Source organism: Rudanella lutea DSM 19387, from assembly GCF_000383955.1.
Classification (GTDB): Bacteria; Bacteroidota; Bacteroidia; order Cytophagales; family Spirosomataceae; genus Rudanella; species Rudanella lutea.
In genome coordinates this window covers 1,627,955-1,642,689 of sequence record NZ_KB913013.1, presented here as the reverse complement: position 1 = coordinate 1,642,689, position 14,735 = coordinate 1,627,955, and the positions used below count along the sequence as shown (strand labels likewise).

General features: G+C 55.3%; 13 protein-coding genes and 1 pseudogene. 8 read left to right on the top strand and 6 right to left on the bottom strand.

The features are described from left to right. Nucleotides 1–20 precede the first annotated feature (20 nt). On the bottom strand, nucleotides 21–410 hold the full coding sequence (locus RUDLU_RS0106825) for an HIT family protein (protein WP_027302839.1): 390 nt from the start codon (nucleotides 408–410) through the stop codon (nucleotides 21–23). A 127-nt stretch (nucleotides 411–537) separates the two neighbouring features. Then, complete coding sequence (gene greA, locus RUDLU_RS0106820; protein WP_019987611.1) at nucleotides 538–1,011, bottom strand: transcription elongation factor GreA; 474 nt, start codon at nucleotides 1,009–1,011, stop codon at nucleotides 538–540. A 380-nt stretch (nucleotides 1,012–1,391) separates the two neighbouring features. Between greA and fmt the strand changes: the two genes are divergently transcribed. The 6 genes from fmt to RUDLU_RS0106790 all read left to right on the top strand — a co-directional run bounded on the left by fmt (nucleotide 1,392) and on the right by RUDLU_RS0106790 (nucleotide 7,642). Next, nucleotides 1,392–2,354: a methionyl-tRNA formyltransferase gene (gene fmt / locus RUDLU_RS0106815; protein ID WP_245581636.1), complete on the top strand. Its 963-nt coding sequence runs from the start codon at nucleotides 1,392–1,394 to the stop codon at nucleotides 2,352–2,354. Nucleotides 2,355–2,434: 80 nt separating this feature from the next. Beyond that, nucleotides 2,435–3,439, top strand: coding sequence for a polysaccharide deacetylase family protein (locus RUDLU_RS0106810; RefSeq protein ID WP_019987609.1), 1,005 nt, complete (start codon nucleotides 2,435–2,437; stop codon nucleotides 3,437–3,439). Nucleotides 3,440–3,485: 46 nt separating this feature from the next. Beyond that, a complete protein-coding gene (locus RUDLU_RS0106805; protein WP_019987608.1) occupies nucleotides 3,486–3,992 on the top strand; it encodes a dihydrofolate reductase in 507 nt (168 codons plus the stop codon). 190 nt (nucleotides 3,993–4,182) lie between these two features. Continuing rightward, nucleotides 4,183–5,211 (top strand): sll1863 family stress response protein, encoded by a 1,029-nt coding sequence (locus RUDLU_RS28670; RefSeq protein ID WP_019987607.1) that lies wholly within the window; start codon nucleotides 4,183–4,185, stop codon nucleotides 5,209–5,211. A gap of 115 nt (nucleotides 5,212–5,326) precedes the next feature. Beyond that, entirely contained in the window at nucleotides 5,327–5,839 is a 513-nt protein-coding gene (locus RUDLU_RS0106795) for a gamma carbonic anhydrase family protein (RefSeq protein WP_044130022.1), read from the top strand. Between the two features lie 96 nt (nucleotides 5,840–5,935). Next, the gene (locus RUDLU_RS0106790; RefSeq protein WP_019987605.1) at nucleotides 5,936–7,642 is read left to right on the top strand and encodes a patatin-like phospholipase family protein; all 1,707 of its coding nucleotides are present in this window, start codon (nucleotides 5,936–5,938) and stop codon (nucleotides 7,640–7,642) included. A gap of 109 nt (nucleotides 7,643–7,751) precedes the next feature. Here RUDLU_RS0106790 and RUDLU_RS0106785 read toward each other — a convergent pair whose 3' ends face one another. The 3 genes and pseudogenes from RUDLU_RS0106785 to RUDLU_RS30585 all read right to left on the bottom strand — a co-directional run. Next, complete coding sequence (locus tag RUDLU_RS0106785; protein ID WP_019987604.1) at nucleotides 7,752–8,381, bottom strand: DedA family protein; 630 nt, start codon at nucleotides 8,379–8,381, stop codon at nucleotides 7,752–7,754. A gap of 92 nt (nucleotides 8,382–8,473) precedes the next feature. Further along, the gene (locus RUDLU_RS0106780; protein WP_425414141.1) at nucleotides 8,474–9,760 is read right to left on the bottom strand and encodes an ABC-F family ATP-binding cassette domain-containing protein; all 1,287 of its coding nucleotides are present in this window, start codon (nucleotides 9,758–9,760) and stop codon (nucleotides 8,474–8,476) included. A gap of 126 nt (nucleotides 9,761–9,886) precedes the next feature. Continuing rightward, nucleotides 9,887–10,318, bottom strand: a pseudogene (locus RUDLU_RS30585) (ATP-binding cassette domain-containing protein); the annotation flags it as partial. 207 nt (nucleotides 10,319–10,525) lie between these two features. On the opposite strand from RUDLU_RS30585, the gene RUDLU_RS0106775 reads away from it, so the two are divergent. Continuing rightward, nucleotides 10,526–11,578, top strand: coding sequence for a formylglycine-generating enzyme family protein (locus RUDLU_RS0106775; protein ID WP_245581635.1), 1,053 nt, complete (start codon nucleotides 10,526–10,528; stop codon nucleotides 11,576–11,578). A 132-nt stretch (nucleotides 11,579–11,710) separates the two neighbouring features. Next, nucleotides 11,711–12,100, top strand: coding sequence for a DoxX family membrane protein (locus RUDLU_RS0106770; protein WP_019987601.1), 390 nt, complete (start codon nucleotides 11,711–11,713; stop codon nucleotides 12,098–12,100). A gap of 79 nt (nucleotides 12,101–12,179) precedes the next feature. Here the strand turns inward: RUDLU_RS0106770 and RUDLU_RS0106765 are convergent, their stop codons facing one another. Beyond that, complete coding sequence (locus RUDLU_RS0106765; protein WP_157580111.1) at nucleotides 12,180–14,645, bottom strand: TonB-dependent receptor; 2,466 nt, start codon at nucleotides 14,643–14,645, stop codon at nucleotides 12,180–12,182. Nucleotides 14,646–14,735 lie beyond the last annotated feature (90 nt).

Here is a 14,735-nt window from a genome sequence, read left to right as displayed (position 1 = left end):
CGTTTTGTAGGTAAGGGGTCTTACAAATATTTCCGAATCTGGGCGGCTGTTTCGGCCAGTTCTTCGGCCGACGGTTTCATCTTGTTGTTGAAATTCATGTCGGCCATCGAATTGAGCGGAATCAGGTGGACGTGAGCGTGTGGCACCTCCAGGCCTACCACCGCTACGCCCACGCGTTTGCACAGAATGGCTTTCTCCACGGCAGCGGCTACGGTCTTGGCAAAGGCCATCAGACCCATGTACAGCTCATCGTCCAGATCGAAAATGTAATCTACTTCTTTCTTCGGAATCACCAGTGTATGCCCGGTGGTGGTGGGCATCACATCCAGAAACGCCAGAAACTGATCGGTCTCGGCGATTTTGTGGGCCGGAATTTCACCGGCTACTATGCGGGAAAAGATGCTGGGCATAATGTCAGTCATCAACGAACAGTGAACAACGAACAGGTATCAATGTACAGTGAGTTGTGAACAAGGGTAGTGATTAGTTGACAGCTTGAAATACTGTTCACTGTTCGTTGTTCACTGCTCGTTGTTTTTATCGATCGATTTCGATCACTTCGAACTCAAGTTTACCAGCGGGTACGGTGATTTCGGCGGAGTCGCCTACTTTCTTGCCCAGCAATCCTTTGCCAATGGGCGAACCTACCGAGATTTTCCCCTGCTTCAGGTCGGCTTCTTCTTCCGACACGAGGGTGTACGTCATCTCGGCACCGGTCTTTTTGTTCTTGATCCGAACTTTCGACAGTACCGATACCTGCGACGTGTCAATCGTCGACTCGTCGAGCAGGCGGGCATTGGCTACGATGTCTTCCAGCTTCGAGATCTTCAACTCCAGCAAACCCTGCGCGTCTTTGGCGGCATCATATTCCGCATTTTCGCTCAGGTCGCCTTTGTCGCGGGCCTCGGCAATTTGGCGGGCAATATCAGCCCGGCCTTTGGTTTTCAGGTCGTTCAGTTCAGCTTTTAGCCGGTTTAGGCCTTCCTCAGTGTAATAACTAATCTTTCCCATGATGCAAATAATCTGGAATCAACGGATTAAAACCGGGATTTTATCAAGACCAGAAGGATTACGCTAAAGGCTGGTTACGGCATATACGTACCCTCCCTATTGCGTAATCCTTCTGGCCGGAACAAAAGCCCGGTTGGTCTGATTCTGACAGGTTTCCCCCCGTTATATAAAACAAAAAACGGTCTACTGACCGTTCTGCAAGCAAAATCCATTTGTTTTGCAGCCACGTCAGATACCACCGCGGTATAGCGTATGTTTTCGCGTTTTTCGCATAGACAGTTCGCTTTCCCGATATTAAATCGGGATTACAAAAGTAGTAATTCTCCGGGCCTATATCAAGTCTCCGGCCCCGCTACGTCCAAAAACATAGGAAACGGAATATGACACCAGCAGCACGAATTATATTTATGGGGACGCCCGACTTCGCCGTGGCCAGTTTGCAGGCTCTGCTCGATGCAGGCCGTAACGTGGTTGCGGTAGTGACGGCTCCCGACCGCCCCTCGGGGCGGGGTTTGCAACTGACGCCCTCGCCTGTCAAACAGGCCGCAGTCCGGGCGGGTTTACCGGTACTACAGCCCGAAAAACTGCGTGACCCTCTTTTTCTGGAGCAATTAGCCAGTTATCAGGCTGATTTGCAGGTGGTTGTGGCTTTCCGAATGTTGCCTGAGGTGGTCTGGGCTATGCCAACCATCGGTACGTTCAACCTGCACGGCTCCCTGTTGCCGCAGTACCGGGGGGCGGCCCCCATCAACTGGGCGGTTATCAACGGCGAAACCCAGACCGGCGTGACCACCTTTTTCATCGAGAAAGAGATTGATACGGGCCAGATGATTTTTCAGGATATTGAGCCTATTCACCCCGACGACACGGCCGGTACTCTGCACGACCGCCTGATGGTGCGGGGGGCGCAGCTCGTGGTCAAAACCGTGCTGGCTATCGAAGCGGGCGATTATCCGCGTACCCCGCAGCCCGATCCCGGCGACCTCAAACCCGCACCCAAGCTGCACCGCGAAACCACCCGGATCAACTGGAACCAACCCGCAACGGCCGTGCGCAACTTTGTGCGGGGACTCTCGCCCTACCCAGCTGCCTGGACTATGCTAAATGGGCGTTTCTTTAAAATTTACGCCGTTTCGGTGCGGTCCGCCGTCGCGGCCAACGAAGCTCCCGATTTTCCCGGAACCGACGAGACCGGCCAGTCCGACGTGGCTGCGGTGTACACCGACAAGAAAACCAACATTATGGTTCGGGCGGCCGATGAGTGGCTGAACATTGAGGTGTTGCAGGCGGAGGGCAAACGCCGAATGACGGCCGAAGAATACCTGCGTGGCAATCAGCTATAAGTATTCGTGACGAAGGGTTTTTTTCGACGGAAGGTCGTTCTAATTTTACGGCCTTCCTGAACACCTAAACCCTTGTTATCATGATTTCTGTAAAGCCATTGCTGGCTTCCCTTATTGCCCTTTTTGCCGCCAATGCCGCTATGGCCCAGCCCGAACCGCAAACGTATGCCGAGAAACTGGGCTTTCCGAAAGGCAAAAAAGTGCTCGTACTGCACGTTGATGATGCCGGTATGAGCTACGAAGCCAACCGGGGCACCATCCGGTCGATGGAGCAGGGAATTGCCAACTCCACCAGCGTCATGATGCCCTGCAACTGGGTGCCTCATTTCATGAGTTACGTGAAGGCCCACCCGACCCTCGACGTGGGCGTGCACCTGACCATGACCTCCGAATGGGATAATTACCGCTGGAACCCCCTAGCGGGCAAGGCGGTAGCGCCGGGCCTGTACGACGAGCAGGGAGCCTTTTGGCATAGCGTAGCGCAAGTGGTGCAGCACGCCAGCCCCGACGAGGTTGAGACCGAAATGCGGGCGCAGATTGCCCGCTACCGGGCCTTTGGCCTCGAACCTACCCACCTCGACTCGCACATGGGCACCCTGTTCGACCCGAAGTTTCTGGAACGCTACGTGAAAGTGGGCATCTCCGAGCGCATCCCGATTTTGTTTCCGGGTGGTCATGCCACGCTGGTGAAGCAAACCACGCCGTTGGCGGCCCGGCTGGCACCCATGCTTCAGCAGGTTGGGCAGCAAATTTGGGCGGCCGGTATGCCCGTGTTCGACGATCTCGACGGCACCAGTTACGGCTGGAACCCCGACAAGCCGGGCATGAGCGATGCCGACTTACAAAAAATGAAAACCGACCGGTTCATCGACCTCTTCAAGCGTGTAAAACCCGGCCTGACGTACATTATCATGCACTCGGCCGATACCACACCCACGTTTAGCGAAGTTACCTCGTCGGGGCCGACGCGCCGGGGTGATATGCTGGCCATGCTCGACCCGCGCCTGAAACAATACATCGAACAGGAAGGTATTATTCTCACGACCTGGCGCGAGCTGGCCGAACGACGGAAAAAAATTAAATGAGTGAATCACCGGGCCATTCGATCGCTCATTCACTCAATCGCTCAATATGAAGATAAGCCTGATTGCGGCCGTTGCTCAGAACGGTACTATTGGTCGGAACGATGCGAATGGTAAACCCGATTTACCCTGGCACCTGCCCGATGATTTTAAGTTTTTTAAGGACACCACGAGTGGGCACCCCGTTATTATGGGGCGCAAATCGATGGATGCGCTGGGTAAACCTTTGCCCCGGCGCACCAATATCGTGATTACCCGCAATCCCGATTTTCAGATGCCCGGTGCCACCATTGTGCACACGCTCGAGGAGGCTCTGACCGAAGCCCGGCAGGTTGAGAATGACGAACTGTTTATCATTGGCGGAGCCGAGATTTACGCCCTGGCGCTACCTATTGCCAACACCCTGTATCTGACCGAGATTCACAAAGCGTACGAGGGAGACGCCCATTTTCCGGCTTTCGATAAAACCGAATGGCAGGAGGTGAGCCGCCGACGGCACGAAGCCGACGACCGGCACGAAACAGCCTTCGATTTTGTCCAGTACCACCGGATTTAGCGTCAATGAGCCTGACTCTGGCATTGTGAGGTGGGCAGTAAGTCGGGCAATTGTAGGGAATAAAATCCACAGTATTGGTAGATTGATTGGCGTATCTGTCTGGCAGAGAGCGCACGAAGCCCCAAAAAGCACATGGTATGTTTTTTGGGGCTTTGTCTTGTGGTAAGCTGGATAAAATGATACAAACGTTATGATCAAGAAAACATGGGTGGTGGTCTCAATGCTGGCTTCCACCGTCGGACTCTCGTCGTGTGCGTCCCTCGAAAATTGGTTGTACGGCGACTCCGGGTCGTCGAATTCATCGGGTCGGCAGGTGTCGCGCTATGAGCAGGACGACCGCCGAATGACGGATCGGAACGAAGGTCGGCGGCAACAAGACCGCTCGACCGATCGGAATAGGGATCGGGACGAAAACCGCCGGTGGGATGATCGGCGGTCGACCTCGGCAGGGCGCTACAATGACCGGAATCGGGATTCGTACGACCAGCGCATGGATATGGACGAAAATCGGTACAGTTATCGGTCAGACGATCGAGATAGCCGATCGGGAGATGAATATCGGTATAACGACGACCGCTATAGTAACCGCTACAATGATCGGGATGAACGCTACCGCGATGATCGGCAACGGGATCGTGGGCTGCCCAATGATCGGTACGGGTACCGGAGCGACGACCGCCGAATGGACGGGGATGATCGCTATAGGGATGGCGCTGGCGACCGCTATCAGGACAATCGGTATCGGGATGACCGGGACCGGGACAGCCGCTACCGCGACAGCCGTGATGAGAACCGGGGTCAGTATGCCGATGATCGGGAGTCGAGCTATGGCGACGACCGCGACCGCCGTTCGATGCGCGACGATGATCGCCCGAATGACCGGGAGCGTAACAACCGGGATAACCGAGACAGCTTTAGCACCGAACGGCGGCAGTTAGGCAATCGGATTCAGGACCAGCTCGACCGAATCGACCGCGACCTGCGCGACATGAAAGCAGAGGTAAAAGGCGAAAACCGACAGGAGCGTAAACGCCGGGAAGAGCGGGTGCAGGAGTTGGAGAAAAAGCAGAAACAGCTTGAAGACCAATACAGCAAAGTACAAAAATCGACGGAAGACGATTTCCGGTCCGTTCGTCGGGAAACCAATCGGGTAGTTGATGATATAGAAGAAGCTCTGGAAAAAGCGGCCTCCGACGTGAAAAAAGAGCTTAAAAAGTAGATGGTTGATTGCACTCCCCAGACAGTGGGCAAACACCAGCCAACAGAAGACAACCGACTTAGCTAACTTTGTCACATTGTTCACTGTTCGTTGGTGGTTGCTCACCTTTTTTTTTATGATTCTTCCTGTTCGGGGTATTCGGCCCCAGTTTGGTGAAAACTGTTGGTTTGCTCCCAACGCGACTCTGGTAGGTGATGTGGTCATGGGCCGCGATTGCACGGTCTGGTTCAACGCCGTAGTTCGGGGCGATGTAAACAGCATCCGTATCGGCGACCGCGTCAATATTCAGGATGGAGCCGTTATTCACTGTACCTATCAGAAAACGGCCACAACCATTGGTAATCAGGTATCTATCGCTCACAACGCCATTGTACACGGCTGTACTATCGAAGACAACGTGCTGATCGGGATGGGGGCCATTGTGATGGATGGAGCTGTGATTGGTACCGGCAGCATTGTGGCTGCGGGGGCTATTGTAACCCAAAATACGGTGGTGCCACCCGGTAGTATTTACGCCGGAAATCCCGCCCGGTTCCTGAAGGCCGTCAGCCCCGAAGCCGCCGAGGTGTTTGCCCGTACGGCCAATAACTACGTGATGTATGCCGGGTGGTTTAAAGACGAAGCGTAATGATCGAGGTCAGGCTTAGGCTATGACTCCCAAAACGGGAATTTTCCCGTCGGATTTTTCGGAAAAGAGTGGTATTTAGCAGAAACCTTCACAACCATGCTACCGCCAACTTCTTCCGAATCGGCCCCGGCTACCGAACCTGTTTTTGCCCGAATCGCCCTCAGTATGTCGGGGGGCGGTTTTCGGGCGGCTGCGTACAGTTTGGGCACCCTGAGCGCCCTGCACAAACTTGGCCTGCTCGACCGTGTCCACATGCTCTCGACCATCTCGGGTGGTACATTTACGGGCATGTACTACGCCATGCGTCGGAAGCAGGGGGCCGACTTCCAGACGATTTATCGGGAGTTTTCGGCCTTACTCGAAAGCGATGGTGTCCTGCCCAACGCCCTCCAGGCGTGGCAACAGACCATCGGGTCGGGTAGCCGGGATTATAAACTGATTCGGGCCTTTGCCGACGAATATCACCAAAGCCTGTTTGGTGGGCAAACCTTTGAGTTATTCTGGCAACCCGACCCTGTTGGGGCTCCGCCGTTTCCGTTGCAGACCCTGGTGTTTGGGGCCACCGAATTATACACGGGGGTTGCGTTTCGGTTTCAGTACGCCCAATTTCCTACCGAGCAATTTACCGACCGTTGGGGCAAGCAGCGCGACAATTTCCTCATCGGCAACGGCAACGTTCACATTTTGCCTCAGCGGGCCCGCGCTCTGCGTTTGGCCGATATTGTGGCTTCGTCGTCATGTTTTCCGGTGGGCTTCGAGCCGCTCGAATTTCCGGCCGATTACCCCGGTCAGCCGACGGCAAGTCCGCTATTTATGGGTCAAAACGAGACACCCCTCAGCCTGACGTCGCTCGCTATTGTCGACGGGGGTGTGTACGATAATCAGGGTATCGAGGGGCTCCTGCTGGCCAACCGCCGGAACCGGGCCTATTGTGCGTCGCCGGAGGGGCAGCAGGCTCAGAAAGACGGAAAGTCTCTGCCCAAACCAAGCACTCTATTTTTGATTGCCGATGTTGCCAGCGCCGAAACAGACCTGTACGAGGGCGTAGGCCCGGCTCCGCTGCGGGGCTCCGACAACGCGCTGGGGCAATGGGGTCGCACCTTCGAAACGCTCAAATGGGCACTGGTAGGGCTTTTGATGGTGAGCGTGCTGATTCCGCTGGGGTACGGCCGGGCGAGTTTTCTGTCGGGGATGCTGGCAGGGGTATCGGCGGTGGGTATCCTCCTGATTTTGGTGGGGCAGCGGTTGTGGACGCAGTTTTCGGATCTATTCCGCAACACGGATGCCCGAATCCATGCGTTGGCCATTCCGCCCCTACTCACGCTCACGATTTCGCAACTGGGGTATCTGCTTAAAATCCGGGCCAAAACGGCCTTTACGTTGCTCTTGTCGGTGTTTTTACGCCGGGTACGGAGTCTTAACTACGATTTGCTCTATACCGATGAAGAAGGCGACATTCAGCCGCAGGCCAATGTGTTGCCGAGTATCGTGGGCAGTATTTTACGGGATTACGAAAACCCTAGTTTTCGGGACCAACTGCGCCCTGTGTACGAAACCGTGCTGACGGCGAGCAAAATGCCCACAACCCTCTGGTGGTTGAACGACAAGTTTCGGTACAAAGCGCTGGTCGAAAGTGGTGAGATTACACTGGCGTGGCGCATCATGCGTTTCTTTGCCCGGCGCGAGTACCTGAATCAGAAAGCCCGTAAGGATGGAAAGCCTGAGCCACACCCCATTCACCCCGACGACCGGCGGGTGTGGGAAGCCGCCGAAAAGCTGTTCAGGCAATACGCTGCTGGATAGTGTTTTACTCCCTGCCGGGGTTTGGGTTAATTTATCGACTCTTCTCTCCTGAGCCTGTCGAAGGCCCTGGCGTCAGCAATTATGCATAGCTCACGTTAAATACGAAGATCTACTGCATCTCCCGGCGGGCATTGATAAACCCACGGATCACCGTAAACGTGGTAATCGCCAGGAAGAACAAGATAATGTAGTGAACGTAGTCGATGATCCACGGGAATTTCTCGCCGAAGTAATAGCCACCACCAACCAGCGACCCTACCCAGATAGCCCCGCCGAGCACGTTGTACAGCATAAAATAGCTGAAATTCATGTGGATGATGCCCGACAGCAGGGGCGCAAACGTGCGTACCACGGGCAGAAAACGAGCGATGATGAGCGTGCGGCTGCCGTATTTTTCGAAGTACTGCCGGGTGGTGTCGATATGTTTCTTTTTGAACAGCAACCCGTCGGGCCGGTTCTGAATCCGGGCCCCGAAAAAGTAGCCCGTGCCGTACCCAATAAGAGAGCCCACTACAGCCGCCCCGAAAATACAGAGCAGCAGCATCCAGAGCGGTACTGCGAGTAGTTTGGTGCCGGCAAACACGCCCGACAGAAACAGGAGGTAGTCGCCGGGTAGGAAAAAGCCGAAAATAACCCCGTTTTCGATTAGGATAATGAGCGTAATGAGCACCAGTCCGCCGGTACGGATAATCTCTTCGGAGTTGAGCAGGTAGCGGAAAAATTCAAGTAGTTGATCCATGGTGAATGGGTGAATGAGCGAACGAGTGAAAGAGCGGTTGTTCAGGGGTATAGCGGGTAGCACCACATCTTGCTCTTTCGCTCTTTCATTCTCTATGCATACTCCGCCAGTTCGAGCCAGCGGTCTGATTTGGTGGAAATTAATGCGTCGAGCTGCCCAATTTCATTAGCCCAGGCCGTCAGTTGTTCGTGATGGCCTCCGGTGTTGAGCAGTTCGGTTAGTTCGGCTTTCCGTTGTTCGAGTTCGGCAATCTCGGTTTCGAGCGTTTCGTATTCACGCTGCTCTTTAAACGAAAGCCGCTTTTTGACCGCGGGGGCCTTTGCCTGCGTAACCACAGGGGTTGTGTTTTGGTTTGTCGACCGGCCCGCATTTGGGACAGATGGCTGAACTTTGGGGACACGCGGTTGCTTGTCGCGCCATTCGCGGTAATCGGTGTAGTTGCCGGGGTAGTCGCGCACCTTGCCTTCGCCTTCCAGCACAAACACATGGTCTACGAGCCGGTCCATGAAGTAGCGGTCGTGCGTCACGATCAGGATACAGCCGGGGAAGTTGAGCAAAAACTCCTCCAGCACGTTGAGCGTCGTGATGTCGAGGTCGTTGGTGGGTTCGTCCAGAATCAGGAAGTTCGGGTTCTGCACCAGCACCAGCAGGAGCTGAAGCCGCCGTTTTTCGCCCCCGCTCAATTTGGCTACGTAATCGTACTGCTTTTGCCGGTCGAACAGAAAGTGGTGGAGCAACTGACTGGCCGTTACGGTTTCGCCCGATGCCAGTTTCATCACTTCGGCTACGTCCTGCACCACGTCGATCACGCGCTGATTTTCGGGAATGCTGATCTCCGACTGGGTATAATACCCAAACCGTACGGTGCCACCCGTCGCAATTTTGCCCGAGTCGGGCCGGGTTTGGCCGGTAATCATCTCCAGCAGGGTGGTTTTGCCCATGCCGTTCTTCCCGATCAGCCCCACCCGGTCGAGCCGTTTGAAGGTATACGTAAAGTGGTCGAGTAAGACCTTTTCGCCGTAGCGTTTGCTCAGGTTTTCGACCTCCAGAATCTTGCTGCCGAGCCGGGCCGTGCGCAGGTTTAGTTCCAGCTCACCACCCTTGCCCTTGCCGCTTACTTTTTCCTGTAGCTCGTCAAAGGCATCTTCGCGGTATTTGGCTTTGGTGCCCCGCGCCTTGGGTTGCCGACGCATCCATTCCAGCTCGCGCCGAAACAGGTTACGATCTTTTTCGAGTTCGGCTGCCTGCATCTCCTGCCGTTCGGCTTTTTTCTCCAGAAAGTACGCGTAGTTGCCTTTGTAGCCGTACAGTTGGCCCCCGTCGAGCTCTACAATCTGGTTACAGACTGCGTCGAGAAAATACCGGTCGTGCGAGACCATCAGCAGCGTACCGTTGTTGGTATTGAGGTAACCTTCGAGGTATTCGATGGCTTCCAGGTCGAGGTGGTTGGTGGGTTCGTCGAGAATCAGCAGGTCGGGATTCTGAATAAGCACCCGCGCCAGGGCCACCCGCTTACGCTGCCCGCCCGAGAGGGTACTCACCGACTGATCGACGTCGTGAATGCCCAGTTCGCCCAGCATCTGCCGCAGCTGCGACTCATAATCCCAGGCCTCCAGTTTTTCCATTTGCGCCATGGCCCGCTCCAGGGCTACGGCATCGCCTGAGTTGAGTGCTTTCTCGTAAGCCCGCACGGCTTCGAGCTGCACACTCTCGCCCGAGAGCACCTCTTCCATCACGGTGAGGGCTTCGTTGAGGGCCGGTTGCTGATCGAGGTAGCCTACGCTGATGTCTTTTCGTACACTCACGAGCCCTTCATCGGGCGGGAGAGCCCCGGCCAGAACCGACAGCAAGGTGGTTTTTCCGGAGCCATTGGCCCCGACAATCGCGACTTTATCGCCCCGGTTAATGCCAAAATTGACATTCCGAAACAGGGTACGGTCGCCGTATGTTTTGGTTAATTTCTCGGCTGAGAGATAATTCATAATGAACTGATGAGCGCGCCGTTTGGACCGAAACCCTGCCCTAAAAAGCAGGGGCCGGTTGGGGGTAACCCGCACGCCCTTGTATTTTAGGCAAAGGTACAACAAGGAAATCAGTCGTACTTTTATCTTTAATGAGAACAAACCTGAATGTATATCAACGGCATGATTCGTACCCCTATGTTTGCCCGGAAGCTTCTGTTTACGCTTTCGCTTGTTCACACCGTCGCGCTTTGTGTAGCCCAGACCAAACCCGCCCCGGCCTCACCAGCCGCTCCCGTTGTTACCGACCATAAATCATACACCCAGGCCATCAGCGGCAGCAATCAGGTGTACCCGATGGTGGCTATTCCGGGTGGCGAGTTTATGATGGGTAGCCCAGCCACCGAAAAAGGCCGCAAAGCCGACGAAGGACCGCAGCACAAGGTGAAGATTGAGCCGTTCTGGATGGGGCAGTACGAAATCACCTGGGATATTTACGACCTGTTCACGACCAAAAACATCGAGAAAGAAATGGCGGCCCGCTACCCCGAAGGTGCCGACCTGAGCAAAACCGACGCCAGCACGCGCCCCAGCCCCTCGTACGTGGATATGTCGTTTGGCATGGGCCGGTCGGGGTATCCGGCTATTAACATGACCCAGTACGCAGCCATCAAATTCTGCGCGTGGCTGTACGACAAGACCGGCATTTTTTACCGGCTCCCCACCGAAGCCGAGTGGGAATATGCCTGCCGGGCCAACACCAAAACCCCGTACTCGTTCGGGGCCGACCCCAAATTGCTGGGTCAATACGCCGTGTACAAAGTCAATAGCGATGGCGGTTACAAGAAAATCGGTACGAAAAAACCTAACCCCTGGGGCCTGTACGACATGCACGGCAACGTGATGGAGTGGACCAAAGACCAGTACATTCCGAACTACTACGCCCAAAAAGCGAGTGGTAAGGTAAACGAACCGTTTGCGCCCACCACCAAGCTGTATCCCAACTCGGTGCGTGGTGGCTCGTGGGATGACGATGCTCTGTTGCTCCGCTCGGCGGCCCGCGTGGGCTCCGACCCGGCCTGGAAAGTGATTGACCCGCAAAGCCCCAAATCTGACTGGTGGATGACTTCGGCTTCGTTTTGTGGCTTTCGGATTGTGCGGCCCGTAAACCCACCCAGCGCCGAGGAGATCCGGGCGTATTACGACATCAAGCCCATCAAAGACTTCGGATTTTAAGCCTTCAGAAGCCCTCACCAACGCACCCAGCCCCGAATTGGTATGCTGTTGTTTGATGCCATGCGCTAATTTTTTTTGCCTAAGCCAACGGGTTTGGCCGTTGTAGCGACAAACCAAAAAATACCAATGCCTATGGACAACAGCCTTACGAATGGTCAGTTAGCCGCCTTGATTTTGCGGATTGGGCTGGGGGTCAACATGTTCCTGCACGGAGCGGTGCGCTTGCCCAATCTGTCGGCTACGGTGGATAAAATGGCGGCTGGGTTTGGCGATACAATCTTGCCCGACGTGGTCACGAAGGGGTTTCTGTACAGCGTGAGCTTTATCGAGATCCTGATTGGACTGGCCATTCTGGTGGGGAGTCCGTTTGGTCGGTGGGGCTATTTTGCCGGTGGTCTGCTGATGACCGTCCTTATGTTTGGTACATCGCTCAAAATGGACTGGGCCACGGTTGCCACCCAGGTTGTGTACCTCATTGCGTTTTACTTAGCCCTGAATCATACGCCAAACCAGAGGAGTTAAGGGTGATGAGTGATGAGTGATGAACGATGAGTGATGAGCTTCGCGCGTCAGCAAACTCATCGTTCATCACTCATCGTTTCTAAAACTCCTTATCCCCAAACTCATTGCCGGGAAGTTTGGCCCGCTTGCTGACCTGTCGGAACGAGTAGCTGAGGTTAAGCAGGAAAATATCTTTCTCCTGAATGTAGTTGGTGGTGGTGAAGAAGTTAAGGCCCCGCGTGGTGATGCGCTGCTCGTTGGTGGGCAAAATACCCAGCCCAATATTCTGCCACTGCGCCATGATCGTAAGCCGTGAGCTCAATAAACTCTTTTTCACCGAGAGGTTGGGCGTCAGGAACCGGGAATCTTCGCCCTGTGCCGTAATGCGCCGGGAGAGGTAGTTCACGTTAGCCTGAACCGTGAGGGTAGGGGTCAGCTGCACCGTAGTGTTGGCATTGACCGAGTACACCCAGGCCGCCCGATCAAAAATTACCTCGTTGGCAAAAAGCTGCCCGCTTTGGGTGTAGCGGTACACGGTGCCGCCGAGGTATGCCTTCCAGGACCTGGTGAGCCGCAGGTCGGTGGCCAGTTCAACGCCCAGCCGTTGTGCCAGTCCGGCATTGGTGTAAATCCGGCTCAGGATCGTATCGGCAAAAACCCGGTTCACCCGGTTTACCACGTTCTGAATACCCTGGTAGTACACCGTGGCGATGAGCGTGCTCCGACCCACCTCTTTGGTTACGCCCACCTCGGCCAGATTGATAAACTCCGGCAACAGATTTGGGTCGCCCTGTTCGAGCGTTTCAGAGTGTTCGCGTTCGGGCAGGGGGTTGAGGGCAAAGTTGCTGTTGCGTTGCACCCGGCGACTGAATCCGGCCCGGAGTGCCAACCCCGTTTGCGGTTTGTAGAGCAGGTTAAACGATGGAAACAGGTTGTTCAGGGTAAGCCGGAAGGTTTCGTTACGTGGCAGCGACAGTACCGTTCGCTGGGCGTGTTCAAAACGGAGCCCCAGCGTAAAATCGAGTCGTTTGCGCACCGCGCCAAATTGCCCGTACCAGCTATGGATGTGGTTGGTAATGGCCGTGCGGCCCGTAAAACTGGGTACGATAAGCAGCGGCTGCCGATTGCCGTCCTGTTGTTGAAACTGGTAATTACCCGCATCGTCCTGATACCGGTACTGATACCCCCCTTCGAGTTTGCCACCCCAGACGGGCAGGCTACCGTCCAGATTGGCCCTGAAATTCTGAATGGGCCGGTTGGTGGTCGAGTAAGCGTACTGAAGTGTATCGCGGAAATTGGTTTGGCCGAGGTTGCGGTTGGCCGTGAAGCCGTCAATCAGGTCGTACTCGTACAAGGCCCCCGCACTCAGGGTTGCCTTGCCCAGAAAGGTGTGTGTGTAATCGAGGTTAGCGGTGTAAAAACGCCCCCCTTTCCGAACCAGATTACTGTTGAAATACGCCCGCTCGCTCAGGAGTTGGCCTGTGTTGAGGTTCGTGGTGGTGGTGTTGTAAAAAATGTCGGCAATGCGGTCTTCGGTGCGTTGACTTTGGTACAGACCCAGATTCCAGGCGTTGGCTTTGTTCGGGACGTAGGCAATGGCGAGCCGGTTGGTAAACGTGTACCGGTCGAAACTACGCTCCCCGTCCGACGGAAACCGCGTGAATCGGTTGCCCAGGGTTGTGCTTACATCGCCTACCCGCCGGCCCGCAATGTCGTTGCGGATATAGGCCGAACTCAGCGCCACATCCCAGCGGGCCGAGCGGAAGTTAAGGGTCAGGTCGGGGCTGTACCGAACCGGGTTGCGGGCATTGCCAAACGCGTACGTACTGGGCAGACCAATAAGCGCATTCACCTGCGCCGACCAACCCCCATCAACTCCCTTTTTGGTGACAATGGCAATGATGCCCGCCTTACCGTCGGGGTCGTAGCGGGCGTTGGGGGTTGTAATCACTTCAATGGACTCGATGCTGTTGGCCGGTAGCTGATTTAGCAGCGTGCCCAGATTAGCCTGTACCGGCTTGCCGTTGAGCAACACCAGAAACCCGTTGGCCCCCCGTAGGCTGACGTCCCCTTCGGCATTGATGGTAAGGCCAGGGAGGTTACGCAGCACATCGGTAGCGGTACCCCCGGCGGCCGACTGAAACTGCCCCGCGCGGTAGGTTTGCCGGTCGGCCTGCACTACCACGTCTGACCGTTGTCCCGCTACCCGGACTTCCTGAAGCATCCGTGACTCGCCCTCCAGTTTGAGCACACCGAGGTTGAGCGGTTGTCCCCGCACTAGGGTGACTGGCACCGAAACGGGCTTGTAGCCAACAAAAAAGGTTCGCAGGAGGTAGCTGCCAGCCCTGGCATTGGCAATGAGGTACTGTCCGGTTGAGTCGGTAATGGCACCCCCTACGGCGGTCGAATCCGACAATTGGTACAGGGCCACACTTACAAACGGTATCGGTTGATCGGTGGTTTTATCCTGAATCCGACCGCTGACGGTGGTTTGGGCCAGTACGGGGCCCGACATGAGCACTAAACCGACAAACAGATTTCGTAAAGTACGGATAAGCGGAGACATTGAAGAACGGAGAGACGGGAAGTTGGCGTACAAAGGTACACCCCTTTGTAAATACCGGGATTCGTTCTGGTATACTCTTCTATGTTATCA